Genomic DNA, 723 nt, shown 5'->3' on the forward strand with positions numbered 1-723 from the left:
CCAAATATCTGGTTCCACAAAGAAATCATTGGTATCCAATTTCTTCACTGCATAAGCAAAGGCATCTAGACGAATCAAGTCACACCCGTTACTTGCTAGATGTTGAATCGTCTTACGGATGAATCTCATCGTTACTTCTTTGGTCACATCAAGATCAATCTGCTCCTCACCAAAGGTATTCCACAAATGTTCTACTGAACCATCTGCAAATACAATCTCTTGCTTTGGTGCACGATCCTTACGCTTGTAGATTAAATCTACGTCAGACTGTGTCGGACGGTTCTCTGGCCAAAACTTATCCCAGTTTAAAAAGAGATCTTTAAATTCACTGGCTTCATGTTTTTCTTGATAGTCCCTATAATACTTAGATTGACGAGAAATATGATTAATCATAAAGTCAAACATAAGATAATATTTCTCACCTAAACGCTTAACGTCCTCCCAATCACCAAAAGCTGAATCCACTTCATCATAGTCAACTGGCGCAAATCCACGATCACCTGTTGATGGGAAAAATGGTAGAAGGTGAACTCCCCCAATAGCATCGCCAAAATGTTCTTCCAAATTCTCATATAAGTCTTTAAGGTTATTTCCAAGACTATCTGAATAAGTAATCAACATAGTTTTATTTTGAATGGTCATAGATGTTCTCCTTTTTCTGATGAAAGCCAAGTCTTATATGACCTGGCTTCGTAAATGAAAGATATTTTTAGATTTTTGTTC

Annotated in this window: 1 protein-coding gene; it reads right to left on the bottom strand. The window is 37.1% G+C overall.

All coding sequences use genetic code 11. The features are described 5' to 3' along the window. A partial coding sequence (gtfA, locus tag GMD1S_RS08535) for a sucrose phosphorylase (protein ID WP_000155213.1) occupies positions 1–642 on the bottom strand: 642 nt, incomplete at its 3' end. Positions 643–723: the final 81 nt, after the last annotated feature.

Source organism: Streptococcus sp. GMD1S, from assembly GCF_000296875.1.
Lineage (GTDB): Bacteria > Bacillota > Bacilli > Lactobacillales > Streptococcaceae > Streptococcus.